A 25,231-nucleotide genomic window follows, 5' to 3' on the forward strand; every position below is an offset into this window, starting at 1 on the left:
CGCCCGGTGTCCCGGACGGCGGCCTTTTTTCAGTCGGCGTCGAGGTGTCCGACGAAACCGATTACTCGGCTTCGTTCAGATACTCGCCGGCATCCGCATCGGTGCCGGTGCCCGACGTCACGACCTTGGCGAGCGGGTCTTCACCTACGCCACCCTCGTCGCGCGGCGAGCGCGCGAGTTCGGCGGCATGCTCGTCCGCCGCCGACATCGGTGCGACGATCGAGGCTTCGGCCATCTTGCGCTGGGCGACGCGCATCGACGCATCGCGGCTGTTCGCCACGACCCGCAGGCGGTTGAGGCCTGCGCCGGTGCCTGCCGGGATGAGCCGGCCGACGATGACGTTTTCCTTCAGGCCCATCAGCATGTCCTGCTTACCCTGGACAGCCGCTTCGGTGAGGACGCGCGTGGTCTCCTGGAACGATGCCGCCGAGATGAAGCTGCGGGTCTGCAGCGACGCCTTGGTGATACCGAGCAGAATCGGCTTGCCCTGTGCGCGGGCCTGCTTCTTCTCCAGCTTCTCGTTGGTCGCGTCCATTTCCTCGCGATCGACCTGCTCGCCCTTGAGCAGCGTGGTGTCGCCGCCGTCGGTGATCTCGACCTTCTGCAGCATCTGACGAACGATCGTCTCGATGTGCTTGTCGTTGATCTTCACGCCCTGGAGTCGATAGACCTCCTGGATTTCCGACACGAGATACTCGGCGAGAGGCTCGATACCCATCGTCTCGAGGATGTCGTGCGGATCGGGCGAGCCGCCGATCAGGTTGTCGCCGCGCTTGACGTAATCGCCTTCCTGGACGTCGATGACCTTCGACTTCGGCACCAGATACTCGACGACGTCGCCGCCATCCTCGGGCTGGATGCCGATCTTGCGCTTCGCCTTGTAATCCTTGCCGAACACGACGCGGCCCGAGATCTTGGCGATGATCGCCGAGTCCTTGGGAATACGCGCCTCGAACAGCTCGGCGACGCGCGGCAGACCACCGGTGATGTCGCGCGTCTTGGCGCTCTCGCGGCTGACGCGGGCCACGACGTCGCCGCCGAACACCTGTGCGCCATCCTCGACCGACAGGGTCGCACCGATCGCCAGCATGTAGCGGCCGGTCTCGCCCGACGTCTCGTCGAGCAGGGTCATGCGCGGACGCAGATCCTCCTTCGACTTGGTCGCCGCACGATATTCGATCACGACGCGCTGGGCGATGCCCGTGGCTTCATCGGTCTGCTCGGTGAGCGTCTTGCCCTCGATCAGGTCGACATACTTGATCGTGCCCGGGTTCTCCGTGATCACCGGCATGGTGAACGGATCCCACTCGGCCATCCGGTCGCCGCGCGACACGATGTGGCCATCGTCGAACAGCACATATGCGCCGTACGGGATACGATCGACCGAGAGCTCACGGCCGTCCATGTCGACGATCGCGATTTCGCCCGAGCGGCTGAGCACCACGCGACGGCCACGCTGGTCGACGATGATACGCAGATCGCGGAACTGCACCGTACCGTCGGCATGCGCCTCGAGGTTCGACGTCTCGTTGAGCTGCGCTGCACCACCGATGTGGAACGTACGCATCGTCAGCTGCGTGCCGGGTTCACCGATCGACTGCGCGGCGATGACGCCGACAGCTTCACCGATGTTCACCGGCGTACCGCGGGCGAGATCGCGCCCGTAGCACTTGCCGCAGACACCGATCTTGGACTCGCAGACCAGCGGGCTGCGGATCTTGCACGACTGCGTACCGAGGCCCTCGATCGTCGTGATCATCGGCTCGTCGAGCAGCGTGCCCGACGGGATGATGACCTTGCCGGTCTTCGGATCGACGATGTCCTCCGCGGTCGTACGACCGAGGATGCGCTCGCCGAGCGATGCAATGGTGGAACCACCCTGAAGAATGGCCTTCATCTCCAGAGCGCGGGTCGTGCCGCAATCGGGTTCGATGATGACGCAATCCTGCGACACGTCGACCAGACGACGCGTGAGGTACCCCGAGTTCGCCGTCTTCAACGCCGTATCCGCGAGGCCCTTGCGAGCGCCGTGGGTCGAGTTGAAGTATTCAAGGACGGTCAGGCCTTCCTTGAAGTTCGAGATGATCGGCGTCTCGATGATTTCGCCCGACGGCTTGGCCATCAGGCCGCGCATACCGGCGAGCTGCTTGATCTGCGCCTGCGAACCGCGGGCACCAGAGTGGGCCATCATGTAGATCGAGTTGATCGGCTTTTCACGGCCGGTGTCCTCGTCGATCTTCACCGAGCGGATCTCGTCCATCATGGCGTTCGCGACCTGATCGCCGCAACGGCTCCAGGCGTCGATCACCTTGTTGTACTTCTCCTGCTGCGTGATCAGACCGTCCTGATACTGCTGCTCGAAGTCCTTCACGAGCGCCTTGGTGTCGTCGACCAGACCAACCTTGGCGTCCGGAATGATCATGTCGTCCTTGCCGAACGAGATGCCGGCGCGGAACGCGTGGCGGAAGCCGAGCGACATGATCGCGTCGGCGAACAGCACGGTCTCCTTCTGGCCGGTGTGACGATAGACCTCGTCGATCACGTCGCCCACGTCCTTCTTGGTAAGCAGGCGGTTGACGGTGTCGAACGGCACCTTGTGGCTATGCGGCAGGCACTCGCCCAGCAGCATGCGGCCCGGGGTCGTCTCGTACCGCTTGAGGTACTGCTTGCCCTTCTCGTCGGTCTGCGGAACGCGGCTGATGACCTTGGTGTGCAGCGTGACAGCCTGAGCGTTCAGCGCCTGATGCACTTCGGCCATGTCGCCGAGCAGCATCCCCTGGCCCGGCTCGTTCTCCTTCATCATCGACAGATAATAGAGACCGAGGACCATGTCCTGCGACGGGACGATGATCGGCTTGCCGTTGGCGGGCGACAGGATGTTGTTCGTCGACATCATCAGGACGCGCGCTTCGAGCTGGGCCTCGAGGCTCAGCGGGACGTGCACGGCCATCTGGTCGCCGTCGAAATCGGCGTTGAACGCGGAGCAGACCAGCGGGTGAAGCTGGATCGCCTTGCCCTCGATCAGTACCGGCTCGAACGCCTGGATGCCAAGACGGTGAAGCGTCGGCGCACGGTTGAGCATGACCGGATGCTCGCGGATCACCTCGTCCAGGATATCCCAGACTTCCTTGCGCTCCTTCTCGACCCACTTCTTCGCCTGCTTCAGGGTCATCGACAGACCCTTCGCATCGAGACGCGCGTAGATGAACGGCTTGAACAGTTCGAGCGCCATCTTCTTCGGCAGGCCGCACTGGTGCAGCTTCAACTCAGGACCGGTTACGATGACCGAACGACCCGAGTAGTCGACGCGCTTGCCCAGAAGATTCTGGCGGAAGCGGCCCTGCTTGCCCTTGAGCATGTCGGACAGCGACTTGAGCGGACGCTTGTTGGCGCCCGTGATCGTGCGACCGCGGCGACCATTGTCGAACAATGCGTCGACGGCCTCCTGCAGCATGCGCTTCTCGTTGCGGACGATGATGTCCGGCGCGCGGAGCTCCATCAAACGCTTCAAACGATTATTGCGGTTGATCACGCGGCGATACAGATCGTTCAGATCCGACGTCGCGAAACGACCACCGTCCAGCGGCACCAGCGGGCGCAGCTCGGGCGGGATGACCGGCACGACCTCGAGGATCATCCACTCGGGGCGATTGCCCGAATCGATGAAGCTCTCGACGACCTTCAAGCGCTTGATGATCTTCTTGGGCTTCAGCTCGGACTTGGTGACCGCGAGCTCTTCGAGCAGCGTGGTACGCTCACCCTCGAGATCAAGCGACTCGAGCATGATGCGGACCGCTTCGGCACCGATACCGGCCGAGAACGCGTCCTCGCCATACTGGTCCTGCGCGTCGAGGAGTTCGTCCTCGGTCATCAGCTGGTACTTTTCGAGCGGGGTCAGGCCTGGCTCGATCACGATGTACGCCTCGAAGTACAGCACGCGCTCGAGCTGCTTCAACTGCATGTCGAGCAGCAGGCCGATGCGCGACGGCAGCGACTTCAGGAACCAGATGTGCGCGACGGGAGCCGCGAGCTCGATATGGCCCATCCGCTCGCGGCGGACCTTCGAGACGGTAACCTCGACGCCGCACTTCTCGCAGACGATGCCCTTGTACTTCATGCGCTTGTACTTGCCGCACAGGCACTCGTAATCCTTGATCGGACCGAAGATGCGCGCGCAGAACAGGCCGTCACGCTCGGGCTTGAACGTGCGGTAGTTGATGGTCTCGGGCTTCTTGATCTCGCCGAACGACCACGAACGGATCTTGTCCGGGGACGCGATGCCGATCTGGATCTGGTCGAACGTCTCGGTCTTGGCGACCGGATTGGCGAAGGGGGTCATCTCGTTCATTTTATTCTCCATTCCCCTTCCGCGTCGCGGGAGGGGCTAGGGGAGGGGATGTCGTAGCCTCTCGGGGTGGCGCCTGTGGTCAGGCCCTCCCCCGACCCCTCCCGCAAGGCGGGAGGGGAGGAAGTAGAGGCTTACTCCGCCGCGATCTGGATGCCGTCGCTGTCGAAGCCGGGCTCCGACTGCTTCAGGTCCACATTCAGGCCGAGCGAGCGCATTTCCTTGACGAGCACGTTGAAGCTCTCCGGGATGCCGGCCTCGAACGTGTCGTCGCCCTTGACGATCGCCTCGTAGACCTTGGTGCGGCCGACCACGTCGTCCGACTTCACCGTCAGCATTTCCTGCAAGGTGTACGCCGCGCCGTAGGCCTGGAGGGCCCAGACCTCCATCTCGCCGAAGCGCTGGCCACCGAACTGCGCCTTACCACCCAGCGGCTGCTGCGTGACCAACGAGTACGGCCCGATCGAGCGTGCGTGGATCTTGTCGTCGACCAGATGGTGGAGCTTAAGCATGTAGATATACCCAACCGTCACCTTGCGATCGAACTTGTCGCCGGTCCGTCCGTCGAACAGGTCCGACTGACCCGACGGATCGAGACCCGCCAGTTCCAGCATCGCCGACACATCCGCCTCGCGCGCGCCGTCGAACACCGGCGTCGCCATCGGCACGCCGCCCTTCAGGTTCTTGGCCAGCTCGACGATCTCGTCACCCGAACGGGCGTCGATCTCGGCGTGATACTGCTCGCCGTAAACGGTCTTGAGGCGATCGCGGACCGCTTCCGGCATCGCGCCGGCCTTGGCCTCGGGATTCTCCTCGCGCCACGTCTCGAGCGCCGCAGTGATCGACTGACCCAGACCGCGTGCGGCCCAGCCCAGATGCGTCTCGAAGATCTGCCCGACGTTCATGCGGCTCGGCACGCCCAGCGGGTTGAGCACGATATCGACCGGCGTGCCGTCGGCGAGGAACGGCATGTCCTCCGCCGGCAGGATGCGGCTAATGACGCCCTTGTTCCCGTGACGGCCGGCCATCTTGTCGCCCGGCTGCAGCTTGCGCTTCACCGCGACGAACACCTTGACCATCTTCAGCACGCCCGGCGACAGCTCGTCACCACGCTCCAGCTTCTCGCGACGATCGTGGAACTTGTCCGTGATCAGCTTGGCCGCATCGTCATACTGGATCTTGACCGCTTCCAGATCGCTCTGGATCTTGTCGTCGGCGACCGCGAACTTCCACCACTCGTGGCGGTCGACGCTGTCGAGCAGATCCATGTCGATCACGACGCCCTTCTTGACGCCCTTGGGCGCCGAGGTGGCCGTCTGGTCGAGCAGCATCTCGCGGAGACGCGACCAGGTCGCACGGTTCAGGATCGAACGCTCGTCGTCCGAATCCTTCTTCAAGCGCTCGATCTCCTCGCGCTCGATCGCCATCGCGCGCTCGTCCTTGTCGATGCCGTGACGGTTGAAGACACGAACGTCGACGACCGTACCCGACACGCCCGGCGGCAGGCGAAGCGACGTATCGCGCACGTCGCTGGCCTTCTCACCGAAGATCGCACGGAGAAGCTTCTCCTCCGGCGTCATCGGCGATTCACCCTTCGGCGTGATCTTGCCCGCGAGGATATCGCCTGGCTCGACCTCTGCACCGATGTAGACGATGCCCGCTTCGTCGAGGTTGCGCAGCGCTTCCTCGCCGACGTTCGGGATGTCGCGCGTGATGTCCTCAGGCCCGAGCTTCGTGTCGCGAGCCATCACCTCGAACTCGTCGATATGGATCGACGTGAACACGTCGTCCTTCACGATCCGCTCGCTGATGAGGATCGAATCCTCGTAGTTGTAGCCGTTCCACGGCATGAACGCGACGAGGCTGTTGCGACCCAGCGCCAGTTCGCCGAACTCGGTCGACGGACCGTCGGCGAGCACGTCGCCGGCACGGACCACGTCGCCCACCTTCACCAACGGACGCTGGTTGATGCAGGTCGACTGGTTCGAGCGCTGGAACTTCATCAGCGTGTAGATGTCGACGCCCGACTTGCCGGCATCGATCTCGCCGGTGGCCCGGATCACGATACGCGCCGCGTCGACCTGGTCGACGATGCCCGCACGCTTGGCCGAGATCGCAGCACCCGAATCGCGTGCCACGGTCTCTTCCATGCCGGTGCCGACGAACGGCGCCTCGGCCTGGACGAGCGGCACGGCCTGACGCTGCATGTTCGAGCCCATCAGCGCGCGGTTGGCGTCATCGTTTTCCAGGAACGGAATGAGCGATGCGGCGACCGAAACGAGCTGCTTGGGGCTGACGTCCATCAGCGTGATGTTGTCGGGCAGCGCCATCAGGAATTCGCCCGCCTGACGCGACGACACGAGCTCCTCGACGAAGCCGTTCGACGAATCGAGCTCGGCGTTGGCCTGCGCGATCGTGTGCTTGGCCTCTTCCATCGCCGACAGGTACACGACGTCGTCGGTCACCTTGTGGTCGACGACCTTGCGGTACGGAGTCTCGATGAAGCCGTACTTGTTGACGCGCGAGAACGACGCCAGCGAGTTGATCAGACCAATGTTCGGGCCTTCCGGCGTCTCGATCGGGCAGATGCGGCCATAGTGCGTCGGGTGAACGTCGCGGACTTCGAAGCCGGCGCGCTCGCGCGTCAGACCACCTGGTCCAAGTGCCGACACGCGACGCTTGTGGGTGACTTCGGACAGCGGGTTGGTCTGATCCATGAACTGCGACAGCTGCGACGAGCCGAAGAATTCGCGGACCGCGGCAACCGCAGGCTTCGCGTTGATCAGGTCGTTCGGCATGACGGTCGAGACGTCGACCGACGACATGCGCTCCTTCACGGCGCGCTCCATGCGGAGCAGGCCGACACGGTACTGGTTCTCGAGCAGCTCGCCGACCGAGCGGACACGACGGTTACCGAGGTTGTCGATATCGTCGATCTCGCCCTTGCCGTCCTTGAGGTTCACGAGCGTCTTGATGACCTCGAGAATGTCCTCGGTACGCAGCGTCGTGACCGTGTCCTCGACGTCGAGGTCGAGACGCATGTTCAGCTTCACGCGGCCGACGGCCGACAGGTCGTAGCGATCCGGATCGAAGAACAGACCCGAGAACAGCGCCTCGGCGGTCTCCAGCGTCGGCGGCTCACCAGGACGCATCACGCGATAGATATCGCTGAGGGCCTGCTCGCGCTCTTCGGCCTTGTCGACCTTGAGCGTGTTACGGATCCACGGACCCGTCGCGACGTGATCGATGTCGAGCAGGTCGAGACGCTCGATGCCTGCCTGGTCGAGCAGTTCAAGGTTCTCGGCCGAAACCTCGTCACCGGCTTCGATGTAGATGCGGCCGGTCGACTCGTCGATCAGATCGTAGGCCGAATAGCGGCCGAAGATTTCCTCGGTCGGGATCAGCAGGTCGGTGAGGCCGTCCTTGAACGCCTTGTTCGCAGCGCGCGGGCTGATCTTCTGGCCGTTCGGGAACACGACTTCGCCGGTCTTCGCATCGACGATGTCGAACATCGGCTTCTGGCCGCGCCAGTTCTCGGCCTGGAACGGAACGATCCAGCCACCCTGGCCGCGGACGAACGTCACGCGGTTGTAGAAATAGTTGAGGATTTCTTCCGACGTCATGCCAAGCGCGTAGAGCAGCGCCGTCACGGGCAGCTTGCGCTTGCGATCGATGCGGACGTTGACGATGTCCTTGGCGTCGAATTCGAAATCGAGCCACGAACCACGATACGGAATGACGCGCGCGGCGAACAGATACTTGCCCGATGCGTGCGTCTTGCCGCGATCGTGATCGAACAGGACGCCCGGCGAACGGTGCATCTGGCTGACGATGACGCGCTCGGTGCCGTTGATGAAGAACGTGCCGTTCTCGGTCATGAGCGGCATGTCGCCCATGTACACGTCCTGCTCCTTGATATCGATGACCGACTTGGCCTCGGTATCGGGATCGACCTCGAACGCGGTCAGGCGCAGCGTGACGCGCATCGGCGCGGCATAGGTGATCCCGCGCTGGCGGCATTCCTCGACGTCGAACTTCGGCGGCTCAAGGACGTAATCGTCGAAATCGAGATAGGCGGTGCCCGCGAAATCCTGGATCGGGAACACGCTGCGCAGCGTCTTCTCGAGGCCGGAGACGTGGCCGATCGACTTGTCGGAGCGCAGGAACTGCTCATAGCTCTCGCGCTGGACTTCGATCAGGTTCGGCATCTGCACAACTTCGTGGATGTTCCCGAAAACCTTGCGGATACGGCGCTTTGCAGTGCCGTGTTCGCCACGCTGCTTGGCAGCGCCCTCATTGATCGCCTTGGATGCCATAGGTTTTGTTTCGCCCTATAAAAACTGACGGATCAGTCGTAATTTCGTGCTTGGGAACCCCCAAGCGAGACGCACGTTCACGCAAAAAGGCCGCGCGCATCAGGTGCGGCGGCTCTCAGCGTATGAAACCTCGGTATCCAATACGATCGACACGCTGCGCGACGGCATGTCATTTCCCGGATGCTGTGGTGAGCAGCGTATATAGGCGTGGCCGCGCGGCGTGTCAAAGGGCGGATGTCCGCCGACTCGTGTACCAGATAAATTCAGGTGCTTTTGGCGCGTCAATGACGCCGAAAAGACTATAGATTATGGGTGGCCTGCGCCGTTAGGCGCATCCGGGGTAGGGTGGCGATCGTATACGTAGAGGGATAGCGGCAGGGATGGCGGCAGGATGAGCGAAAAAGTGATACGGGAACGCGCGGCAGTCCAGGCCGCCTCGGACGAGGACCGCGCGAACTGGGCACGGCTGATCGACGATCACACGCAGATCGCCGCGCAATGCATCGAGATCGCCGAACTATCGCAAGGTCCGCGCGAGCAGAGCGGGCTGGCCTCGCGCAAGCTGATAGAACTCGCGATCGCCGTGGCGAAACATCTCGACGTCGAGGACGAGGTGATCGACCGCACGGTCATCGCCATGGAGCCCCGGTTTTCGCCTGACACCATCGCGATGATGGAGGAGGATCTCGAGATCCTCCGGTCGGACTGGAAGGTTTTTATCGGTCGATGGCTGCCGGTCATCTCGCAGAGCGAATGGGACAAGTTCGGCGTCCAGGCCAAGTCGATGCTCGATCGTCTCTCGGGCCAGGTGACGCTCGAGACCGAAATCCTCTACGACCATGCGTTGCGCGACGGCGTGGTCCGGGCCGGCGGCGCGGTGCTGCACTAGATCGAATCGGCGCGCGCGTCAGCGGCGTTTCTTCTTCGACGATGGTTGTGCCGGCGCGATCGGCAGCGGCACGGGTGGCGACGTCGTAAACCGCACGACGATCGGCAACACCGCGGGATTGGCCGGATATTGCCGCCGCGCGCGGGCAAACAGAAAACGCGCCTTGGCCGCGCCCGGCGTGCTCTCGCTGGTGCCGACCCAGCGCCAGTGCCAGGGCTCCCACTTGACGTTCTGCTTGTTGCCGCCGGGAAAGCTCTGTTCGAACCCGAACCGCGGTGCATTGGCCCTTAGCCAGCGCGCGGCCGGGGTGGCGGCCATACAGGCCTCCGCGTCCGGACACCCGTTGGCGGGGCGCACCGCGAAATCGAGCGCATAGCCGGTCGAGTGCTCGCTATAGCCTGGGGGGGCGACCGAGATCGCTCGGTCGGCCGCGCTGCTCGATTCGCCGCGGCAGAAGACGCCGCGCTGGCGCGCGATCGAACGCTGGCACGACAGCGCGCGAAGCTGACCCATCACCGCCGGATCGCCCTGCGCCGCGGCGAACAGTCGCAGCAGGTCGGGCAGGATGTCGGCGCGCACCACGCACGGATTGCCCACGGAATAGTCCGACGGCAGCGTGACGAGCTCGGTCTCGGGCGCGTCGCCGTAAGGCAGATGCCCGAAGGCGCGGCCGTCGGGCGCGATCGCCGCGCTCTGCCCCTCGCAGAGTTGCGCGTCCGCGATGGTCGGGGCGAAGAGGAGCGCGAGGGCCAGTGTGCGGTGCAACATCGACGCGGGCTCTGGCACGCAGGCGCTAATGATGGCAAGGGCGGCGCCATGCATGGTGAACGCGTACTCTTCCTCGACGGCGAGGCCCTGGTGATCGACAAGCCCGCAGGGCTGCCGGTCGATCCGCCCCGCGATGGCTCGTTGAGCCTCGAAAATCATCTCGAAAGCCTGAAGTTCGGCTTCCAGCGCTGGCCCAAGGCCGTCCACCGGCTCGACCGCGACACGAGCGGCTGTCTGCTCCTGTCGCGCAATCCCAAGGCGCATGCCCGCCTGCAGCAGGCGTTCGAGCAGGGCCTTGTGTCGAAGCGCTACGTCGCGCTGCTCGACGGCGTGGTCGAGGGCACGTCGGGCCTCATCGAGATGGCGTTGGGCAAGGTCAGCACCGCCGAGACCGGCTGGCGGATGGTCGAGGATCCCAACGGCAAGAAATCGCGCACCAAGTGGCGCGTCCTCGAGATCAAGGACGGCCGCTCGCTGGTCGAGTTCCTGCCCGAGACCGGCCGCACGCACCAGATCCGCGTCCACGCGGCCAGCGGCCTCGGCGCACCGGTGGTCGGCGACGGCGTGTACGGCAAGGCGGATGGCCTCGGCATGATGCTTCACGCGCAGCGGCTGATCGTGCCGCGCCCTGGCAAGCCCGACGTGCTCGCCGAAGCCCCCTTGCCGGAGCGGTTCGCCAAGGCCGGGTTCGCCGACGAGGTCGCGCCTGCGCCCGCGGCGGCTGCGGATGCGGCCGACATCGCGACGCCTGCACCCACTGACGATTGAGCGGCCTGAGGGAAGGGGCTGATGGTCGCGATCCCGATAACCCGGTCCATCGCGATCGATGACAGCGAACTGATCGAGAGCACGACTCGGTCGGGCGGTCCCGGTGGGCAGCACGTCAACACCACCGACAGCGCGGTGATCCTGCGGTTCGATGTCGGCCTGTCGCCGGGATTGCCGTTGGCGGTGAAGAACCGGATCGCGGTGCTCGCCGGATCGCGGCTCACGCGCGACGGCGTGCTGGTGCTGCGGAGCGAAGGATCGCGGTCGCAATTGCTCAACCGGCAGGAGGTCCGCGAGCGGCTCGTCGCGCTGATCAAGGAAGCCACGATCGTCCCCAAGGCGCGACGCGCGACCAAGCCGTCCAAGGCGGCAAGGGCACGCCGGGTCGATACCAAGAAGGTACGCAGTGGCGTGAAGGCGGGACGGGGCAAGGTCCGCGACGATTAAGCGACAAGGCAGTGCCTCAGCCTCCCCCGAAACTCGTCACCCCGGCGAAAGCTGGGGTATCCTTGAGGAATGCGACACGCGCGCCGACATGGAGACTCCAGCGTTCGCTGGGGTGACGGACATTTGAGCGTGCCGGCTTCAAGACGCCGCCGACCAAGGAAGAAGACATGTACCAGTTCGATATTGCCGCCGGCAGCAAGGCCGATCTCTACCGCGACCTGCTTGCCGCGCTCGACGCGCTGACCGCGGACGAGCGCGATCCGATCGCCAACATGGCCAACGCCGCCGCGCTGGTGTGGGAATATCTGCCCGACCTGAACTGGGCCGGCTTCTATCGGCTTGTCGAAGGCGAGCTCGTGCTCGGGCCGTTCCAGGGCAAGGTCGCGTGCATCCGCATCCCGGTCGGCAAGGGGGTCTGCGGTGCCGCTGCGGCAACACTGACGACGCAGCGGGTCGACGACGTGCATGCCTTCCCCGGCCATATCGCCTGCGACGCCGCGAGCCGCTCCGAGCTCGTGGTGCCGGTGTCGAAGGACGGCGTGCTGATCGCCGTGCTCGATCTCGACAGCCCCGAACCCGCGCGGTTCGATGCCGAGGATGCCGCCGGATGCGAAGCGCTGGCGGCCTTGCTCGGCGAGCGGCTGGCGATCTGATCCGTTTCGGGACGGTACGTCCGCTGGCGAGTCGCTCCCGGTTTTGGTAAGCAACCCGTTAAGACATCCGGCGTTTGCGCGGGATAGGGTGGCAGAACCTGGGAGACGGACATGCGGAGCCTTTTGATCGCAAGCGCAGGGCTTGCCATCGCCAGTGGCGGCACGGCGGAGGCGCAGCACCGCCCCGGCGCGAGCTACGGCGTTCCTGGTGTCGTGATGCAGGCGCCGATGGCCACGCCGCACCGCCCCGGTCCGATCGCAGCGCGTCCTCCCGTCGTGCAGTCGTCGTCACAGGTCGTCGGGCATCGGGCTCCACGCTGGGGCAGCAAGATCGGTGGGCGCTGGTGGGGCGGCGCGAACGCCCCCGGCGGTTGGGCCGCCTATCGCCGTCCGGACCGAGGTTGGACGGTGCCAGGCTATTGGAATGCCCCGCGCTTCTACGTCAATGATTGGTCGACTTATGGTCTGCCACGGCCGCCACAGGGATATTACTGGACGCGCTATTATGACGATGCGGTGCTCATCGACCCGCGAGGTTCGGTTTACGACACGGTAAGCGGCACCGATTGGGATCGCTATGATTCCGGGGGGTTCACCGCCGCCGTGCCGCAGGACTACGCCCAGACTGAAACAGTCTATGCCGACCCGGCCTATGCCGACCCGATCTATACCGACCCGGTCGATCGCCGGTACACCGCGCCCTATCAGGATCGCGCACCGCGCCGCGATACGGGTCTTGGCGGCGCAGCGGTCGGCGCGGTTGCAGGCGGTGTCGCGGGCAACCTGATCGCGGGGCGCGGCAATCGGCTGGGCGGTACGCTGATCGGGGCGGGAGTCGGTGCGGCGGCCGGCTATGCGATCGATAAGGGCGAAGACCGCAGCCGCGAGGTACCACCACCCCGCCGCGAATATGGCGCGCGCTATGCGCCCCCCCCACCGGTCTACGCCCCGGCCTATGCGACCGACCCGGCGCCGCCGGTGTCGTATGGCGCAGGTTATCCGCAACCACGCTACGCGGCGGCCGGACGGGGTGGAACATGGGTTTCGCCGGACGGACTGACGACGGTGACCACGACGAACGGCAGCGTCTATGCAACGGGCGCGTCCACGGTGGTGGTCCAGTCCGCGCCGATGGTGACGACAACGACCACGACGGACTATTACGATACCGTTTCGTACGCACCGCGGAAAGCCTGGCACAAGCGCGTCCGTGCGCGCCCGCGCTGCAATTGCCGGTGATCGCCGCTGCTCGCCCTTGAGCCGGCCCGCGAGACCTAACTCCAGTGCACGGTTCGATGGGCGTGCGGAATTTGCGTCTCGATCTGGCGGCGGCCGTCCCGGCATCGCTCTGGTCGACACCTACGCCCTGCCGTCGCGGCCATTCTGGTGACGGGGCGAGCCGAAGCCGCACGAGAGCGCGCCGGGCCGCGCGGTCCAGATGCCGCTCGCCGCGTGTTCCGACGCGATAGGTCTCCGTCTGTCGATGGCGAGGGTTGGGCGCTCCGTTGCGAGACGCGCGGCGCGGCGGGTGGTCGATACCGCCATAAATGGCAACGGCTGGACCCGATCGCAGGCGCAGGCCCCGGTCGCGCCGAAGTTCACCGTCCGCGCGTCTCACGACGCGATGCTGGCGATGAAAACGGTTTCCGTCCCGGTGATCGAGGCGCGCACCGACGCGCCGATCGCAGCAGGCGGGAGGCCCATTCCGACGAGCCGTGACGGGGCCGCAAGCGATCCGCCGGCGCCAGGGGGGCAGAAGGTGACGGAGGGGGCGAACACGCGCCCTGCGGTTCGCTTACCGCCCCCCCGTCCGGCAAGCGCGTGCCACCTTCCCCTCACGGGGGAGGATTTTGGGGATCAACCGAACGGGCGGTTGATCGCAGGTTGCGGTTCGGTGAACCAGGCCGCGCCGGTATCGGTGACGTGGAAATGATCTTCGAGCCGGATGCCGAAGCGGTCGGGCACGACGATCATCGGCTCGTTCGAGAAGCACATGCCGGGCGCCAGTGGCGTGCGGTCGCCGCGGACCAGATAGGCGGGTTCGTGGATAGACAGGCCGATGCCGTGGCCCGTGCGATGCGGGAGTCCCGGGAGGCGGTAATCGGGCCCGAGCCCGGCCTTTTCGAGCACGACGCGGGCGGCGGCGTCGATCGCTTCGCAGGGGACGCCGGGCCGTACTGCATCGAACGCCGCGGCCTGCGCCTCGTGTTCGATATCCCAGATCGCGCGCGCCTCGTCGCCGACCTCGCCGAACGCATAGGTCCGCGTGATGTCCGAATGATAGCCCTCCACTTGGCAGCCGGTGTCGATCAGCACGAGCTGGTCCTCCTCGAGCCGCTGGTCGCCGGGCAGGCCGTGCGGGAACGCGGTCGCTTGGCCGAACTGGACCGCGCAGAAATACGAGCCCGACGACCCGATTGCGCGGTGCGCGTCGTCGATGAAGCGGATCACGGCGCTGGCGGCGATGCCGGGGTGGAGGATGCGCGCGGCGCGGCGCTGGACGTCGAGCGTCATCGCCTTGGCCTGGCGCAGCACGGCGAGCTCGGCGGGGCTCTTGATCATCCGGCAGGCGTCGATCACCGCCGCACCGTGGGCGACGTCGAGCCGGGTGGCGGCCAGCGCGCTTGCCATGCCGTAGGGGAGCTGCGGGTCGAGCAGCAGCCGGCCCGCGACCGCGTCGGCCACCAGCGCGTAGGGGCTCTCATCCTCTTCCCAGAGCCGCAGATCGGCCGCGATCTCGACCGCGGCCTCGAGCGACCCCTGTTCGAAGCGCGGGCAGATCAGGATCGGCTGGCCCTTCACGGGCAGCAGCAGCGCGACGAGGCGCTCAGTCGCGCCCCACGGGATGCCCGCGAAATAGCGCAGGCTCGCCCCGGCGCCGATCAGCAGCGCGTCGGCACCCGCCGCCTCGGTCAGCGCGCGCGCCTTGTCCAACCGCGCGGTGCGCTCGGCCACTGCGATCCGCGGCGCAGGCGTCGCCCAGGGGACGATCGTCGCGAGTTCGCCCGCTATCGAGGATCCGCCGATGGTCATGCACGAGGTCCTTTTCTAGCGAAGCGGTCGAGGTCGAACGGCGCGAGCGGCACCGCCGGGGTATCCCCCGCCAGCATCGCCGCGACGAGCATCGCGGTCACCGGCGCAAGCGTGAGCCCGAGATGGTGATGCCCGAACGCATAAGCGAGGTTGGCGTGGCGCGTCGACCGGCCGATCGCGGGGAGATAGTCGGGCAGCGTCGGCCTTGCTCCCATCCAGCGGTCGAACGGTCCTTCGATCGGCAGGCCGAGCGATCGGACGTGATGCTCCAGCCGGTCCCATTTGCGCGGATCGGGCGCGCCGTCGGGATCGCCGAATTCGACGAAACTCGCCGCCTGCACGCACCCGGCATAGCGCGTGACGATCATCGAGCGATCCTCGAACACGACCGGCGGCAGGTCGGCAGGCCAGCCATCGGCGCGGGCGCGGATGTGATAGCCGCGCTCGGCGATCATCGGGACGCGGTAGCCGAGCGGTTCGAGCAGCGCGCGCGACCGGACGCCTGCGGTCACCAATACCCGATCGAAGGCGTGTCCGACGACGGCGATCCGACCGGCGTCTTGCGTCAATCGCGCCGCCTCGCGGACGATCCGGCCGCCGCGTGCCGCGACCGCGGCTTCGAGTGCCATGGCGAGCGTGCGGAGATCGGCAATCTGGCCGCTGCCGATGAAGCGGATCGCGCCGCCGACCGGATCGGCGAGGAAACCGAGCCGGTGCAGCAGGTCGGGGCCGGCGTCCGCGATCCGCGCCGTCCCGATCGCGGTGCGCGCCCAGCGGTCGCGGCCGGCGCGCGCGCTGACGGGCGTGTCCCAGACGACGATATGGCCGGTCTGGCGGAGCAGATCGGGGGTGCCGAGCATGCCGACCAGATCGCGCCACGCGGGCATCGCGCCGGCGAGCAGCGGCGTCAGCGCGGCCGTCCCCGCGGCGAATTTTGCCGGTGTCGAGGCAGCGACCATCCGCGCGGCGAACGGCAGCCAGTACGCCGCCATTGACGGCGGCAGCGCCAGCGCCCCCCCCGCGCCGAACAGCCGCTTGGGCACCGAGCATATTGCGGCCGGGGAAGCGAGCGGCTCTACCTGCTCGACCGCGATGTGTCCGGCATTGCCCCAGGATGCGGCATTGTAATCGGTGCCGCGTTCGAACACACTTACGCTATACCCGCGATCGAGCAGCGCGATGGCGCAGCACAGTCCGACCACGCCGCCGCCCACTATGGCAATTTCCGGACCGATCGTTTGCAATCCGTTTCTCCCATTGCTTCACGCCGACGATTTCGTATACGATATATAGCGAAACGATGGAAGGTCGATACCGAATGTCTGTCGAATGGAGGGGCGTGTTTCCGGCCGTGACGACGCAGATCCGCGAGGACATGCGCGTTGATCTCGCCGACACGCAGCGCGTCGTCGACGACCTGATCCGCGACGGCGTGAACGGGGTGATCGCGCTCGGCACGGTCGGCGAGAATAACTCGTTCGACTATGATGAAAAGGTCTCGGTGCTGACCGCGATCGTCGAGGCGGTCGCGGGGCGCGTCCCCGTCATCACCGGCGTCTCCGAATATGATACGCGCCGCGCGGTGCGCTATGCGCAGGCGGCGGAGAAGGCTGGCGCGGACGGTCTGATGCTGTTGCCGCCGATGGTCTATGTGCCCAAGCCGCATGAGCTGGTGGCGCATTTCAAGGGGGTCGCGGAGCAGGTCGGCCTGCCGATCATGCTCTACAACAATCCGCCCGCCTATCGCACGCTGATCGACAACGACGTGCTGGCGGCACTGGTCGACGTCGCGAACATCGTCGCCGTCAAGGAATCGGCGCCCGACACGCGGCGTTTCACCGACGTGAAGACCGCGTTCGGCGACCGCTACGTGCTGTTCGCGGGGCTCGACGACGTCGCGCTCGAGGGGTTGTATCTGGGCGCGCAGGGGTGGGTCTCGGGGCTTACCAACGCATTCCCGCGCGAGTCGGTCGCGCTCGTCGACGCGTTCGTGCGCGGCGATCATGCCAAGGCGATGGAGATTTATCGCTGGTTCATGCCGCTACTCCACCTCGATGCCGAGCATGATCTGGTCCAGTCGATCAAGCTGGCCGAGCAGGTCATGGGTCGTGGGTCCGAACGCGTCCTGCCGCCGCGTTATCCGCTGATCGGCGCCCGCCGTGCCGAGGTGATCGCGATGGTCGAGCACGCAGCGGCGACGCGCCCGACGCTCTCGAACTGATGCGCCACACCTTTTTCTGCATCGATGGTCACACCGCAGGCAATCCGGTCCGCCTCGTCGCGGGCGGGGCGCCGTTGCTGAAAGGTGCGTCGATGTCGGAGCGGCGGCAGGATTTCCTGAACCGGTTCGACTGGATCCGCACCGGGCTCTGCTTCGAACCGCGCGGGCACGACATGATGTCGGGCGGGTTCCTCTACCCGCCGACGCGCGACGATACCGATATCGGGATCCTGTTCATCGAGACGAGCGGGTGCCTGCCGATGTGCGGCCACGGCACGATCGGCATGGTGACGTTCGGGCTCGAGCACGGGCTGATCCAGCCCGCCGTGCCGGGCCGGTTGCGGATCGAGGTACCCGCGGGCGTGATCGACGTCGCCTATGAGACCGAGGGCGCGAAGGTGACGGCGGTCCGCATCACCAACGTTCCCGCCTATGTCGCCGCGCGCGATATCCGCGTGGACGTCGCGGGGATCGGGCCGCTCAGCATCGACGTCGCCTATGGCGGCAATTACTACGCGATCGTCGAGCCGCAGGGGCGGTACACCGGGCTCGACGACCTCGGCGCAGCGGAGATCATCGCGCTTAGCGGCCGCGTCCGCGCGGCGGTGCGCGCGCAGTTCGAGCCTGTCCACCCGCTCGACCCGACGATCCGCGGCGTCAGCCACGTGCTGTGGGGCGATGTCGCGCAAAGTGACGGTGCCGACGGCCGCAACGCAGTCTTCTACGGCGACAAGGCGATCGACCGTAGCCCGTGCGGCACCGGCACGTCGGCGCGGCTCGCGCATCTGGTCGACCAGGGCCGCTTGTCGGTCGGCGACCGGTTCGTCCATGAAAGCTATATCGGCAGCCGGTTCATCGGCCGCGTCGAGGCTGAAACCGCGCTGGGCGATACGCCCGCGATCATCCCGTCGATCGAGGGATCGGCGATCGCGACCGGGTTCAACACCATCTGGATCGATCGCGACGATCGTTTCTGGAACGGTTTCCAAGTTTCATGACATTTCGGCTATGCTGGACCGATATTCCCGTTTTCGGAGCCGTCCCGCCATGAGCATCGTCGTCCGCACCCTGTCCGAGCAGGTGTTCGAGATCGTCCGCGAACAGATCGTCACGGGCAAGCTCGTGGGACATGCCGCGATCCGCCAGGACGCGCTGGCGACCGAACTCGGCGTCAGCAAGATCCCGCTGCGCGAGGCTTTGGCGCGACTCGAGCAGGAGGGCCTGCTGACCAGCCACGCGAACCGCGGCTATTCGGTCCAGCCGATGTCCGCGGACGAGGCCGACGACATCTTTGCATTGCGGCTGGCGATCGAGCCGCAGGCCGCCGCCTACGCCGCGACCGTCGCCAACGACGAGGATCGCGCGACCGCGATCCTCGCCTTCGAGGAACTCGACAACGCCGCGAGCGAGCGCCTCGCCGAGGTCGCGATCCGCAACCGCGTGTTCCACACCGCGCTGGTCCGGCCGGGCCGGCGCCTGCTGACGACGCAGATGGTCGAGCGGCTGGCGATCCTCGCCGAGCGCTACGTCGTCGCGCATCTGCGGCCGGCGGGGCGCGAGAGTCGCGCGCATCTGGAGCATCGCCAGCTGCTCGACGCGTGGCTCGCGCGCGACGACGATCGCATGCTGACGCTGCTCACCAGCCATATTCAATCGACGCTGACCGATCTGCGCATGCAGTTCGATACGGGCCGAGACTAGGATCACCATCGGGGAGGGGCATGTCCGGGCCGCGTAAACCGTCCGGATCGTCTGTGCATGGCCGCGACCCCAGCCGCACCACGACGCTGACCTGGACGCAGCTGATCGCGCCGCCCTGGTCGATGCGCGCGGCCGCTCCATGGTCTGGAACCCCGCCGGGCTGGCGCTCTGCTGCGGCTATGGCCGGCGCTAGAGCGACGTCGGCAACCCGGTGCTCCGCGTCGCGCGATCCGTGCGCGTCACCGTTTCTTGCGGCACGCGTCCGAGCAATAGATCACGCTGTCCCAGTCGCGCGCCCATTTCTTGCGCCACGTAAACGGGCGCTCGCATGCCGGGCACACCTTGGTCGGCAGGTTCTGCTTGGCGACACCGTTGGGCATCAGCGGGCCTGCGCGTCGAGGAACGCCGCGACATCGGTGAGGTCGACGGTCTTGTCGAGATAGGTCCCGCCGATCCCGCGCGCGAGCAGGAACGGCAGCGTCCCCGCCGCCATCTTCTTGTCGTGCCGCATATGATCGACGAGCCGCGCCCCGCTCGCGCCGACCCCCGCGGCTGCCAGCCCATCGGGCAGCCCCGCATCGCGCCAATGTGCCGCAACGCGCTGCGCGTCTGCTTCCGAACACAGACCCTGCGCCGCCGAAAAACCGAACGCCAGCGAACAGCCCGCCGCCACGCCCTCACCATGGATCAGCGCCTGCGAGAACCCGGTCTCCGCCTCGAGCGCATGGCCGAACGTGTGGCCGAGGTTGAGCAGGGCCCGCGTCCCATTGGTCTCGTGCTCGTCCGCCGCGACGATCTGCGCCTTGGCCGACACGCTGTGCGCGATCGCATATTCGCGCAAACCCAAATCGCCCGCGAGCAACGCCGCGCCATTGGCCTCGCACCATTCGAAGAAGGCGAGATCGTCGATCAGCCCGTATTTCACGACCTCGGCATAGCCCGCGCGCAACTCGCGGATCGGCAGCGTCTCGAGCACCTTCGGGTCGATCAGCACCATCGCCGGCTGATGGAACGCGCCGATCAGGTTCTTGCCCGCGCGCGTGTTGATCGCCGTCTTGCCGCCGACCGAGCTGTCCACCTGCGCGAGCAGGCTCGTCGGGATCTGCACGAACTGGCACCCGCGCTTGAGGATCGCGCAGGCGAACCCGACGAGATCGCCGATCACGCCGCCGCCCAGCGCGACGACATGATCGCCACGCTCGATCCCGAGTTCGAGCAGCCGGTCGCACAGCATCTCGAGCGTCGCCCAGCTCTTGCTGCCCTCGCCGGGCGCCAGCACGATCGCCTCGGAGCCGAGCCCCGCCGCAGCCAGCGAAGCCTGGAGCGTCGCCTGATGCGTTGCCAGATTCGCATCGGTGACGATCGCGACGCGCCGGCCCTTTGCCAGCGGCGCCACGAATTCGCTCGCGCGGCCAAGGATGCCCGCTTCGATATGGATCGGGTAGGTCCGGGCGCCCAGTTCGACGGTAATGGTCTTCATCGGCCTAACGCTCTCAGGATTGCAGCGACGGTCGCTTCGTGCGGCGTCTTGTTGCTGACGATATGGATGTGCGCCTGCGCGTAGATCGGGTTGCGGACGCGCGCCAGTTCGGCGAGCACCTTGCCCGGATCGCGGTTGCGCAGCAGCGGGCGGGTATCGCGCCGCCCGACGCGCTCGACGAGAATGTCGGGATGCGCGCTGAGCCACACCGATGTCGCGTCGCGCAGGATCAGCGCGCGCGTGTCGTCGTTGATGAACGCGCCGCCGCCCGTGGCGATGATCTTGGGCGTGCCGTCGATCAGCCTCGCGATCACGCGGCGTTCGCCGTCGCGGAAATACGCCTCGCCATATTTGGCGAAGATCTCGGCGACGGTCATCCCCGACGCCGCCTCGATCTCGTGATCGGCATCGACGAACGGCAGGTTCATGCGCAGCGCGAGGCGGCGGCCGACGGTGGTCTTGCCGACGCCCATCAGCCCGACGAGCACGATCGGGCGATCGATCGGGGCAGCGCGGCGACTGCCGGCAGGGCCGCTTGGAGGCCCACCTGAAGGGTTGTGGCTTTGCAACATCGTGAGCCGCGCTATACAGCGGCACCGCGCAAGGGCAAAAGCTCTTGGCGCCTGTTTGTCCACTACAAGGTTACGTCGCATGTCCCGTTTCATCGTCTCGGTCGTCGTCGTTCTTGTGGTCGTGGTCGGCGGCCTGTTCCTGCTGGCCGGCCGCGCGACCGAGCGTCCGCAGAGCCGCGTCGAGAAGGCCGTGACGCTTGCGAACCTCTCTTAAGGCGACACTGGCGGCGGCGGTTGCCGCCGGGGCACTCGTCGCGCTGGCACCGGCGATCGGACAGGATCGCCCCGAATCGATCCTGCCGCCGGGGTTTGGCGATCCGACCCCGACGCCCGCGCCGCGGCCCGCGCCGCCTGCGGGCACGTCCGCGCGGCCGTCCGGCACGCCGCAGCCGACCGCGCCGCAGCCGACCGCATCCCAGCCGGCGCCCGCCGCGTCGTCGTCCGGCGCGATGATCCAGCCGCTGCCACCGACGACGCCGACCGGCATCGCCCCGGTCGTGCCCGCCACGACGCCCGCGCCGGTCGACCCTGCGGTGCTCGCGCAGTACGAGATGCCCGAATCGGCGCGGCGCTCGCTGACGACAGTCGGGCCGGTGGCCGCGCGTGAGGGTGGGCTGGAGACCGACGCGTTCGGTGATGCCGACGGTCGCTATGTCGAGACGCTGATGCGCCGGCTGACCGCGCCGCTGCCGTCGCGCTGGATGTCGATCCTGCTGCGCCGCGCGCTGGTTTCGCGCGTCGATACGCCCGCGCGCATCAACGGTGCGGACTTCGCGGCGGAGCGCGCCTGGCTGTTGCTGCGGATGGGCGAATCGGTCGCCGCGCGCGCGGTCACGCAGAGCGTCGACACCGACAACTACACGCCCAAGCTGTATCAGGTCGCGATGAACACGGCGCTGGCGACGGGCGATCCCGCGGGCTTCTGCCCGCTGGTCCCCGGCGCGATGCGTCTTGGCCCGGCACGCGGCTGGACGATGGCGCAGGCGATGTGCGCGGGCCTCTCGGGCAACCCAGCGCAGGCGACCCCGCTGATCGCGACCGCCAAGCGCCGCAACGTCGCGAGCGGTGTCGACATGCTGCTCGCGCAGAAAGTCGTAGGGGCCGGCGCGCAAGGCCGTCAGGCGGTCACGATCGAATGGGACGGCGTCGACCAGCTGACCGCGTGGCGGTTCGGGCTGGCGATGGCGACCGGCGTCGCGGTGCCCGACGCGCTCTATGCCAGCGCAGGGCCGCAGGTGCGCTACTGGCAGGCGCTGTCCCCGTCGGTGCCGCTGGCGGCCCGGCTCGCGCCCGCCGAATCGGCGGCGGGGCAGGGGGTGCTCTCCAGCGCCGCACTAGTCGATCTCTATGCCGCCGCCGCGACCGACGACGATACGCAGGGCGTCGCGTCGGCGGCGGCGGATGATCTGCGAACCGCCTATGCCGATCGCAATCCCGAGACGCGGCTGACGGCCCTGCGCGCGCTCTGGGGCGGTGCGAAGGCGCGGCCGGCCTATGCGCGGCTGGTCTTGACCGCACGCGCGGCGGCACGGATGAACCCGGCGCTGGCCAAGGCCGAGGCGGATCATCTGGTCGCGTCGATGCTGTCCGCCGGGCTCGACCGCACCGCCGCGCGCTGGCTCGGCAGCGTCCCCGCGGGCGGCGACGCCTGGGCGATGATCATGCTGAGCGATCCCGACGCGTATCGCCGGCTCAGCTATGCCGACCTTGCCTCCTATTCGGGCGGCGAAGGTGATTCCGCGCTCAAGCAGCGCATGCTGTTTGCGGGGCTTGCCGGGATGGGGCGGCTCAATACGGGCGATATCGAGCGCGCCGCGCAGTCGCTGGGCGTACGGATCGGTGCCGACAATGCGTGGACGCGCGCGCTCGATCGTGCCGCGCGCTCCGGTCAGTCGGGCACGGTCGTGGTCCTTGCGGCGATTGGCATGCAGGCGGCCGGGTGGAAGGATATCCCGCCCGAGGCGCTGTACCGGATCGTCGGCGCACTGCGCGCCGTCGGGCTCGACGGCGAGGCACGGATGATCGCCGCCGAGGCGATCGCACGGGCGTGATCCACGCCGCCGCTCGATCGTGACCCACGCTACCGACCGTGCGCTGATCGACCGGTTCCTGGAGATGATGGCGGCGGAGGCGGGGGCGGCGGCGAACACGCTCGCCGCCTATCGCAGCGACCTGATGCTGGCGTCGCAGGCGCTCGAAGGCGGCTTGGTCGACGCGGACGCCGCCGCGCTCGCGACCGTGTCGGGCGGGTGGTCCGCGCTGTCGCGTGCGACCGTCGGCCGAAAGTCCGCCTCGCTCCGCCGCTTCTTCGCGTTCCTTGCCGAGGAGGGCCACCGCGCCGACGACCCCGGCAAGGCGCTGCCAAGGCCGGGCCCCGCCCGCGCGCTCCCCAAGGTGCTGAGCCACGCCGATATCGATCGCTTGTTCGCCGCGATCGCCGAGCGTGCCGCGCGCGACCCGCTCGACCCCAACGACCTGCGGCTCTCCGCGCTGTTCGAACTCCTCTACGGCTCGGGGCTGCGCGCGACCGAGCTCGTCAGCCTGCCGCGCAACGCGGTCCATCCCGATCGCCCGTTCCTGATCCTGCGCGGCAAGGGCGGACGCGAGCGGATGGTGCCGATCTCCGACCGTGCGCGCGCCGCGGTGGCGCTCTGGCGCATGCATGTCGCCGCGGACCGTCTCTGGCTGTTCCCCTCGGGCAAGGGCCATCTCTCGCGCATCCGCCTGTACCAGATCGTCAAGGCGCTCGCCGCCGAGGCGGGGATCCCGCCCGACAGGATCAGCCCGCACGTCCTGCGCCATGCGTTCGCAACGCATCTGCTTGCGGGGGGCGCGGATCTGCGCGCGCTGCAATCGATGCTCGGCCACGCCGATATCGCCACCACCGAGATCTACACCCACGTCGATTCGAGCCGGCTGGTCGAGTTGGTCAACACGCGTCACCCGCTGGCGGACATGTCGCCGCGTTGACGCGGACGGCGCCGCACCGTAACCGCCGCGGATGCCAAGCTTCCTCGACTTCGAGAAACCGATCGCCGAGCTCCAGGGCCGGATTGACGAACTCCGCGACACCGCTGCCGAAGGCAGCGTCGACCTGGCCGCGGATATCGCGCGTCTCCAGGCCAAATCCGACAAGCTGCTGAAGGATACCTTCGCGCGGCTGACGCCGTGGCAGAAGGCGCAGGTCGCGCGCCATCCCGAGCGTCCGCACTTCAAGGACTATGTCGCCGCGCTGTTCGACGAGTTCGTGCCGCTCGCCGGCGACCGCGCGTTCGGCGACGACCAGGCGATTCTGGGCGGCTTCGCGACGTTCCGCGGGCGCAAGGTCATGGTGCTTGGCCATGAGAAGGGTGACGATACCGCGAGCCGCCTCCGCCACAATTTCGGCATGGGCAAGCCCGAGGGCTATCGCAAGGCGATCCGCCTCGTCGAACTCGCCAACCGATTCGGCCTGCCGATCGTGACCCTGGTCGACACCTCGGGCGCGTTCCCCGGTATCCAGGCCGAAGAGCGCGGCCAGGCCGAGGCGATCGCGCGGTCGACCGAGGCCTGCCTCAACGCGGGCGTCCCGATCGTCGCGGCGATCGTCGGCGAGGGCGGCTCGGGCGGCGCGGTCGCGCTCGCCGCGGGGAACCGCGTGCTGATGTTCGAACACGCGATCTATTCGGTGATCAGCCCCGAAGGCTGCGCCTCGATCCTGTGGCGCACGGCCGACAAGGCTCCCGAGGCTGCCGAAGCGATGCGGATCACCGCGCAGGACCTGAAAGCGTTCGGCGTCATCGACGATATCGTCGCCGAACCGCTCGGCGGCGCGCACCGCGACCGAGCGACGGCGATCGAGTCGCTCGGCGACGGGCTGGCGGCGGCGCTCGCCGACCTCGCCACGGTCGCGCCTGCCGATCTGCGCAAGGATCGCCAGGCCAAGTTCCTGAAGATGGGCCGGCTCTAACCGCGCATCGACCCGCGTCGCAACACACGAAAAGGGCGGCGGAACCGGAGTTCCGCCGCCCTTTTCGTCGCACATCGTGCAGGCGGGAA

Annotated in this window: 20 protein-coding genes; 12 read left to right on the forward strand and 8 right to left on the reverse strand. The window is 67.1% G+C overall.

Annotation, left to right across the window (positions count from 1 at the left end; translation table 11 throughout):
* Window positions 1-61: 61 nt before the first annotated feature.
* Together rpoC and rpoB are read right to left on the reverse strand one after the other, a co-directional pair.
* Window positions 62-4,348, reverse strand: a complete 4,287-nt coding sequence (rpoC, locus tag ASF00_RS12175) for a DNA-directed RNA polymerase subunit beta' (protein WP_055879295.1) — start codon at window positions 4,346-4,348, stop codon at window positions 62-64.
* 131 nt (window positions 4,349-4,479) lie between these two features.
* Window positions 4,480-8,661 (reverse strand): DNA-directed RNA polymerase subunit beta, encoded by a 4,182-nt coding sequence (rpoB, locus tag ASF00_RS12180; RefSeq protein ID WP_055879298.1) that lies wholly within the window; start codon window positions 8,659-8,661, stop codon window positions 4,480-4,482.
* Window positions 8,662-9,064: 403 nt separating this feature from the next.
* Between rpoB and ASF00_RS12185 the strand changes: the two genes are divergently transcribed.
* On the forward strand, window positions 9,065-9,550 hold the full coding sequence (locus ASF00_RS12185; RefSeq protein ID WP_156356965.1) for a hypothetical protein: 486 nt from the start codon (window positions 9,065-9,067) through the stop codon (window positions 9,548-9,550).
* Between the two features lie 18 nt (window positions 9,551-9,568).
* Here the strand turns inward: ASF00_RS12185 and ASF00_RS12190 are convergent, their stop codons facing one another.
* Window positions 9,569-10,318 carry a M15 family metallopeptidase gene (locus ASF00_RS12190; protein WP_055879305.1) on the reverse strand — a complete coding sequence of 250 codons (750 nt, stop codon included), beginning with the start codon at window positions 10,316-10,318 and terminating at the stop codon, window positions 9,569-9,571.
* Window positions 10,319-10,366: 48 nt separating this feature from the next.
* Here ASF00_RS12190 and ASF00_RS12195 point away from each other — a divergent pair, with 48 nt between their 5' ends.
* The 4 genes from ASF00_RS12195 to ASF00_RS12210 all read left to right on the forward strand — a co-directional run bounded on the left by ASF00_RS12195 (window position 10,367) and on the right by ASF00_RS12210 (window position 13,425).
* A complete protein-coding gene (locus ASF00_RS12195) occupies window positions 10,367-11,086 on the forward strand; it encodes an RluA family pseudouridine synthase (protein WP_055879308.1) in 720 nt (239 codons plus the stop codon).
* A gap of 21 nt (window positions 11,087-11,107) precedes the next feature.
* On the forward strand, window positions 11,108-11,533 hold the full coding sequence (gene arfB / locus ASF00_RS12200; RefSeq protein WP_055879311.1) for an alternative ribosome rescue aminoacyl-tRNA hydrolase ArfB: 426 nt from the start codon (window positions 11,108-11,110) through the stop codon (window positions 11,531-11,533).
* Window positions 11,534-11,700: 167 nt separating this feature from the next.
* Window positions 11,701-12,186: a GAF domain-containing protein gene (locus tag ASF00_RS12205; RefSeq protein WP_055879313.1), complete on the forward strand. Its 486-nt coding sequence runs from the start codon at window positions 11,701-11,703 to the stop codon at window positions 12,184-12,186.
* A gap of 111 nt (window positions 12,187-12,297) precedes the next feature.
* Window positions 12,298-13,425 (forward strand): RcnB family protein, encoded by a 1,128-nt coding sequence (locus ASF00_RS12210; RefSeq protein ID WP_055879316.1) that lies wholly within the window; start codon window positions 12,298-12,300, stop codon window positions 13,423-13,425.
* Between the two features lie 618 nt (window positions 13,426-14,043).
* Here ASF00_RS12210 and ASF00_RS12215 read toward each other — a convergent pair.
* Window positions 14,044-15,219 (reverse strand): M24 family metallopeptidase, encoded by a 1,176-nt coding sequence (locus ASF00_RS12215; protein WP_055879319.1) that lies wholly within the window; start codon window positions 15,217-15,219, stop codon window positions 14,044-14,046.
* Window positions 15,216-16,463 (reverse strand): NAD(P)/FAD-dependent oxidoreductase, encoded by a 1,248-nt coding sequence (locus ASF00_RS12220; RefSeq protein ID WP_055879322.1) that lies wholly within the window; start codon window positions 16,461-16,463, stop codon window positions 15,216-15,218. Before ASF00_RS12220 ends, ASF00_RS12215 begins: the two co-directional genes overlap by 4 nt.
* A 74-nt stretch (window positions 16,464-16,537) precedes the next feature.
* Between ASF00_RS12220 and ASF00_RS12225 the strand changes: the two genes are divergently transcribed.
* From ASF00_RS12225 to ASF00_RS12235, 3 genes are read left to right on the forward strand one after another with little or no spacing between them, the layout of a single operon-like run.
* Entirely contained in the window at window positions 16,538-17,440 is a 903-nt protein-coding gene (locus ASF00_RS12225; protein ID WP_055879325.1) for a dihydrodipicolinate synthase family protein, read from the forward strand.
* Window positions 17,440-18,438 (forward strand): 4-hydroxyproline epimerase, encoded by a 999-nt coding sequence (locus ASF00_RS12230; RefSeq protein WP_055879328.1) that lies wholly within the window; start codon window positions 17,440-17,442, stop codon window positions 18,436-18,438. Before ASF00_RS12225 ends, ASF00_RS12230 begins: the two co-directional genes overlap by 1 nt.
* Before the next feature lie 49 nt (window positions 18,439-18,487).
* The gene (locus tag ASF00_RS12235; RefSeq protein WP_055879331.1) at window positions 18,488-19,141 is read left to right on the forward strand and encodes a GntR family transcriptional regulator; all 654 of its coding nucleotides are present in this window, start codon (window positions 18,488-18,490) and stop codon (window positions 19,139-19,141) included.
* 239 nt (window positions 19,142-19,380) lie between these two features.
* Here ASF00_RS12235 and ASF00_RS18045 read toward each other — a convergent pair whose 3' ends face one another.
* Genes ASF00_RS18045 through ASF00_RS12245 form a run of 3 tightly spaced genes read right to left on the reverse strand, consistent with a single transcriptional unit; the run spans window position 19,381 to window position 21,193 of the window.
* Window positions 19,381-19,521 (reverse strand): DUF2256 domain-containing protein, encoded by a 141-nt coding sequence (locus ASF00_RS18045; RefSeq protein WP_082444318.1) that lies wholly within the window; start codon window positions 19,519-19,521, stop codon window positions 19,381-19,383.
* A complete protein-coding gene (gene aroB, locus ASF00_RS12240) occupies window positions 19,521-20,621 on the reverse strand; it encodes a 3-dehydroquinate synthase (protein WP_055879334.1) in 1,101 nt (366 codons plus the stop codon). The genes ASF00_RS18045 and aroB overlap by 1 nt, the downstream gene beginning before the upstream one ends.
* Window positions 20,618-21,193, reverse strand: coding sequence for a shikimate kinase (locus tag ASF00_RS12245; RefSeq protein WP_082463410.1), 576 nt, complete (start codon window positions 21,191-21,193; stop codon window positions 20,618-20,620). The genes aroB and ASF00_RS12245 overlap by 4 nt, the downstream gene beginning before the upstream one ends.
* 79 nt (window positions 21,194-21,272) lie before the next feature.
* Here ASF00_RS12245 and ASF00_RS19175 point away from each other — a divergent pair, with 79 nt between their 5' ends.
* From ASF00_RS19175 to ASF00_RS12260, 4 genes are read left to right on the forward strand one after another with little or no spacing between them, the layout of a single operon-like run.
* On the forward strand, window positions 21,273-21,407 hold the full coding sequence (locus ASF00_RS19175; RefSeq protein WP_267904487.1) for a hypothetical protein: 135 nt from the start codon (window positions 21,273-21,275) through the stop codon (window positions 21,405-21,407).
* Window positions 21,391-23,244, forward strand: a complete 1,854-nt coding sequence (locus tag ASF00_RS12250) for a hypothetical protein (protein ID WP_055879337.1) — start codon at window positions 21,391-21,393, stop codon at window positions 23,242-23,244. Before ASF00_RS19175 ends, ASF00_RS12250 begins: the two co-directional genes overlap by 17 nt.
* Before the next feature lie 19 nt (window positions 23,245-23,263).
* Window positions 23,264-24,163 carry a tyrosine-type recombinase/integrase gene (locus ASF00_RS12255; protein ID WP_443024407.1) on the forward strand — a complete coding sequence of 300 codons (900 nt, stop codon included), beginning with the start codon at window positions 23,264-23,266 and terminating at the stop codon, window positions 24,161-24,163.
* A gap of 31 nt (window positions 24,164-24,194) precedes the next feature.
* The gene (locus tag ASF00_RS12260) at window positions 24,195-25,142 is read left to right on the forward strand and encodes an acetyl-CoA carboxylase carboxyltransferase subunit alpha (RefSeq protein WP_055879340.1); all 948 of its coding nucleotides are present in this window, start codon (window positions 24,195-24,197) and stop codon (window positions 25,140-25,142) included.
* Window positions 25,143-25,231: the final 89 nt, after the last annotated feature.

This window comes from Sphingomonas sp. Leaf34 (assembly GCF_001421805.1).
Classification (GTDB): Bacteria; Pseudomonadota; Alphaproteobacteria; order Sphingomonadales; family Sphingomonadaceae; genus Sphingomonas.

What these genes read in the sequence shown, in the direction of transcription:
- ASF00_RS12230 (WP_055879328.1), top strand. Translation starts at nt 17,440, where the DNA reads ATGCGCCACACCTTTTTCTGCATCGATGGTCACACCGCAGGCAATCCG.
- ASF00_RS12215 (WP_055879319.1), bottom strand. Translation starts at nt 15,219, where the DNA reads ATGACCATCGGCGGATCCTCGATAGCGGGCGAACTCGCGACGATCGTC.
- ASF00_RS12195 (WP_055879308.1), top strand. Translation starts at nt 10,367, where the DNA reads ATGCATGGTGAACGCGTACTCTTCCTCGACGGCGAGGCCCTGGTGATC.
- ASF00_RS12235 (WP_055879331.1), top strand. Translation starts at nt 18,488, where the DNA reads ATGAGCATCGTCGTCCGCACCCTGTCCGAGCAGGTGTTCGAGATCGTC.
- arfB (WP_055879311.1), top strand. Translation starts at nt 11,108, where the DNA reads ATGGTCGCGATCCCGATAACCCGGTCCATCGCGATCGATGACAGCGAA.
- aroB (WP_055879334.1), bottom strand. Translation starts at nt 20,621, where the DNA reads ATGAAGACCATTACCGTCGAACTGGGCGCCCGGACCTACCCGATCCAT.
- ASF00_RS12190 (WP_055879305.1), bottom strand. Translation starts at nt 10,318, where the DNA reads ATGTTGCACCGCACACTGGCCCTCGCGCTCCTCTTCGCCCCGACCATC.
- ASF00_RS19175 (WP_267904487.1), top strand. Translation starts at nt 21,273, where the DNA reads ATGTCCCGTTTCATCGTCTCGGTCGTCGTCGTTCTTGTGGTCGTGGTC.
- ASF00_RS18045 (WP_082444318.1), bottom strand. Translation starts at nt 19,521, where the DNA reads ATGCCCAACGGTGTCGCCAAGCAGAACCTGCCGACCAAGGTGTGCCCG.
- ASF00_RS12210 (WP_055879316.1), top strand. Translation starts at nt 12,298, where the DNA reads ATGCGGAGCCTTTTGATCGCAAGCGCAGGGCTTGCCATCGCCAGTGGC.
- rpoC (WP_055879295.1), bottom strand. Translation starts at nt 4,348, where the DNA reads ATGAACGAGATGACCCCCTTCGCCAATCCGGTCGCCAAGACCGAGACG.
- rpoB (WP_055879298.1), bottom strand. Translation starts at nt 8,661, where the DNA reads ATGGCATCCAAGGCGATCAATGAGGGCGCTGCCAAGCAGCGTGGCGAA.
- ASF00_RS12245 (WP_082463410.1), bottom strand. Translation starts at nt 21,193, where the DNA reads ATGTTGCAAAGCCACAACCCTTCAGGTGGGCCTCCAAGCGGCCCTGCC.
- ASF00_RS12205 (WP_055879313.1), top strand. Translation starts at nt 11,701, where the DNA reads ATGTACCAGTTCGATATTGCCGCCGGCAGCAAGGCCGATCTCTACCGC.
- ASF00_RS12260 (WP_055879340.1), top strand. Translation starts at nt 24,195, where the DNA reads ATGCCAAGCTTCCTCGACTTCGAGAAACCGATCGCCGAGCTCCAGGGC.
- ASF00_RS12225 (WP_055879325.1), top strand. Translation starts at nt 16,538, where the DNA reads ATGTCTGTCGAATGGAGGGGCGTGTTTCCGGCCGTGACGACGCAGATC.